We start from the raw sequence: 3,135 nt of genomic DNA, 5'->3' as shown, positions 1-3,135 counted from the left end.
TCGACCCGATCCCGCAGCATGTGGGTCATGGACACACCTCAGGGCTTGTCCAGGGTGCTCCTCCCCAGCGCCTTTTTTCGCCTTGTTGCGCGGATGAGCGATTTGGCGACCGAAGCCGCATGGCATAGAGGAACCGCGTCCTCCAGATCTCGGATCTCCACCATGCCGTTCAAGGCTGTTGATCGAGCGTATCATTTCGACCACCGGCTGGAGCGTCTCGACGAAATCCTCGGGGTGCGGCTCGATGTTGAGTTGGATCCCTTCTCGCTCGGAGATCGGCACCAGCTCGTCCATGCTGTCCCAGAAGGCGGCTTCACAGAATTCCGTATGACCGCCCGCACAGCAATTGTAAGAGGTGAAAGGCGAACTCGGCGCAGGTCCGCGGCCGAATTCCGAGTTCATAGTGTCACACTCGAGTTCCACCGCAATCCGCATCGCGTTCTTCCAGTAACGCATGGCCGCCAGTCGTTCGACCTGATGCGGGCTTGCCCAGCGGGACATCGGCAGCAGCGAGGCCAGTTTCACACCGCTGTCGCGCAACGCCTTTTTGAAGTCGCGGATACGCTCGGGATAAACGCGGGGGGTGACCCACCGGTCGAGGAAATCCGCACGCAGGGACAGTTCGATGTATTCGTCGCCCAGTTTTGCGACGAACTGCGGCAGTTCTAGGAGAGGCACGTGGCGGTGCATATAGGGATCGAGCGCAATCTTCATGTAGGTTCCTCCTCGATGCGTGGGTCTGTCGGAGACCGCTGGCTCCGCCCTTCATCAGTCGATGGCGCACCCGTGTCGGCGCGGTCCATCGCTTCGCGATCTGAGCGGATCCTCGACACCGGCACCTCGTGAGCCGAGGCAGGTCCGCACGACAAGTGGATGGCATTTCCGGCGGGCTTCATGCCTATCTGTGGTCATGGGAGGAGCAGCTTGTCCCATTGCGGGAGACTAAACCTTCTCTCGCATCCTGATCGGATCGAGGAGTACTGTTTCACCGTATGAGGACTTAGGTCTGGACTGGCCGACAGATGGTTGCAGGACCATCCGGAGTTCTCCTGCTCCCGAGCAGGGGCTCCTATCGTGGGGCGGCCTATGGGATCTTGTCTGGCATTGGTCTTTCCTCCTGTGTCGTGGGCGCTCTTGAGCACCCTCATTGACGAGGTTTGAAATCGCTACCAATATGAAAGAAATCTTGCAATGAAAGTTGACAATTTTCTTTCAAGAACTTTCATCGCGCCACTGGGAAAGAATGAAAGAATCTGTCAAGGAGGGTCAGGTGAGCCGCCCTACCATCGCCGATGTGGCCAAGGTTGCTAATGTCAGCGTGTCAACGGTCGATCGTGTCCTGAGCGGCCGCCATCGCGTGCGGGAGGCAACCTCCCAACAGGTGCTACGTGCCGCAGAGGCCATTGGCTTTTATGGCACCGGGATGATCCGTCACCGCCTCGGACAGGATCGGCCTGCCCGCTCCCTCGGCTTCCTCCTCCAGCAGCCGCAACGCTCGTTTTACAAAATGCTCGGGCAGGACCTGAAGGAGGCGACGGATGCCTCGACGACCATCAGGGGCCGGGCGGTGGTGAGGTTCCGGGACGACCTGACGCCGGAAGTCGCCGCGGAACGCCTCCTCCAGCTTGGGCGGGAATGCGATGCCGTGGCGGTCGTCGCCGCAGATCACCCCAAGGTGACGCAGGCGATCGACACTCTGCACGGGAAAGGCGTGCCTGTGTTCGCGCTCATTTCCGACCTCCCTGCGGCGAACCGTGCCGGCTACGTAGGGCTGGACAACTGGAAGGTCGGCGGCACCGCGGCTTGGTTCATCTCCAACATGTGCAGGACGCCGGGAAAGATCGGCGTCTATGTGGGGAGCCATCGCTTCCTGAGCCAAGATGTCAGCGAAATGCGCTTCCGTTCGTACTTCCGCGAACATGCGCCGGAGTTTCAGTTGCTCGATTCCGTGGCAACCCTCGAGGACTCGCGCTACGCCTATGAAATCACCCTGGACTTGTTGCGGCGGACACCGGATCTGGTTGGCATTTACGTCGCCGGTGGCGGCATCACTGGCGTCATCCGAGCCTTGCGTGAGGACCAGAGCGCCTTATCCCGAAACCTCGTGGTTATCGGACGGGAACTGATAACTGAGACCATTGCCGGGCTCGTCGATGGTGTGATCAATGTTGTCCTGTCGCATCCGAGGCGTTTGTTGGCCGACACACTGGTCGAGGCGATGGCGCAATCAACGATCAGCAACCAAGGCGGCAGCATCGTGCAACGTGTCATTCCCTTCGAGATCTACACGGCCGAAAATGTTTGAGCCGGGGCTGCCAAGGCGGCCTGAACATAGCACGGCATCGGACATTGACTGGCGGAGGGCGCATAAATGAGCGAACCCTAGACAGCGTCAGCCTAATCTGCTCCAACCAAGTAAGCGCCCTGATGCCTGCCCAGCCCGTCGTCTGATCGCGCGGTGGAATGCAAGCCCTTTTTGGTGCAGAGGCTATTGTTTGCCGGGAGCAGTGTCGTCTTCGCGGTCGAGACAGTGTCGCCGCATGACGGGGCTATGCGGGGGAATCTTCCAAGGTGTGGAACGCACACTACGGGCCTATTGGCTCGCAGGTGCAACAGGCCAGGCGGAATGGCTCGTTCTCTAATCGCGGGTCTCCAGTCAAGCGCAAAGAGCTCTGGCATCCTTGCTTCTCCCCGGGTCACGGTTCTCTCCGCGGTCGGCACTGGCCGCCGCATCATCGGGTTCAAAAGCACGAGCCTTCCAAGGTCCACAACGTGATCAGCTGGAGAATCCAGCTCTCACAAGCCCCGCTCGCGGAATGACTCGTACCCTCGCCCCGAGGAGCAAGCACGGCACCTGGCACTCATCTCACGATGAATGCCAGATCAATCTCATCCTTCCCATTCTCATGCTGCAGCTGTTTCCAGTTTGGTCCAACGGAAGGGCGCGCCCGTCCGCCAGATCGCATGCAGGATCACCGCGAGCTTGCGGGCCAAGGCCACTCGGGCCTTGTTGAACCCACTCCGTTGCACCAGCCGCACGGCCCAGGCCTTGAGCGGCGACCAGCGCTGCACCCGGGTCAGCAAGACACCAGCCGCCTCGAACAGGTAGGATCGCACCAGTTCGTCGCCGCATTT

At 60.3% G+C, this 3,135-nt stretch carries 2 protein-coding genes and 1 pseudogene; 1 reads left to right on the top strand and 2 read right to left on the bottom strand.

Annotated features, from left to right (window positions below; all coding sequences use genetic code 11):
- Positions 1-714: sugar phosphate isomerase/epimerase (locus DC522_RS32930; protein WP_133239455.1), on the bottom strand; the 714-nt coding region annotated here is incomplete at its 3' end.
- A gap of 556 nt (positions 715-1,270) precedes the next feature.
- On the opposite strand from DC522_RS32930, the gene DC522_RS32925 reads away from it, so the two are divergent.
- A complete protein-coding gene (locus DC522_RS32925) occupies positions 1,271-2,305 on the top strand; it encodes a LacI family DNA-binding transcriptional regulator (protein WP_244470395.1) in 1,035 nt (344 codons plus the stop codon).
- Between the two features lie 599 nt (positions 2,306-2,904).
- Here the strand turns inward: DC522_RS32925 and DC522_RS35290 are convergent.
- Positions 2,905-3,135, bottom strand: a pseudogene (locus tag DC522_RS35290) (IS110 family transposase); the annotation flags it as partial.

This window comes from Microvirga sp. KLBC 81 (genome assembly GCF_003075415.1).
GTDB lineage: Bacteria > Pseudomonadota > Alphaproteobacteria > Rhizobiales > Beijerinckiaceae > Microvirga.
The sequence above is the reverse complement of the archived record's forward strand: the minus strand, read 5'-3'. Positions and strand labels throughout refer to the sequence as shown.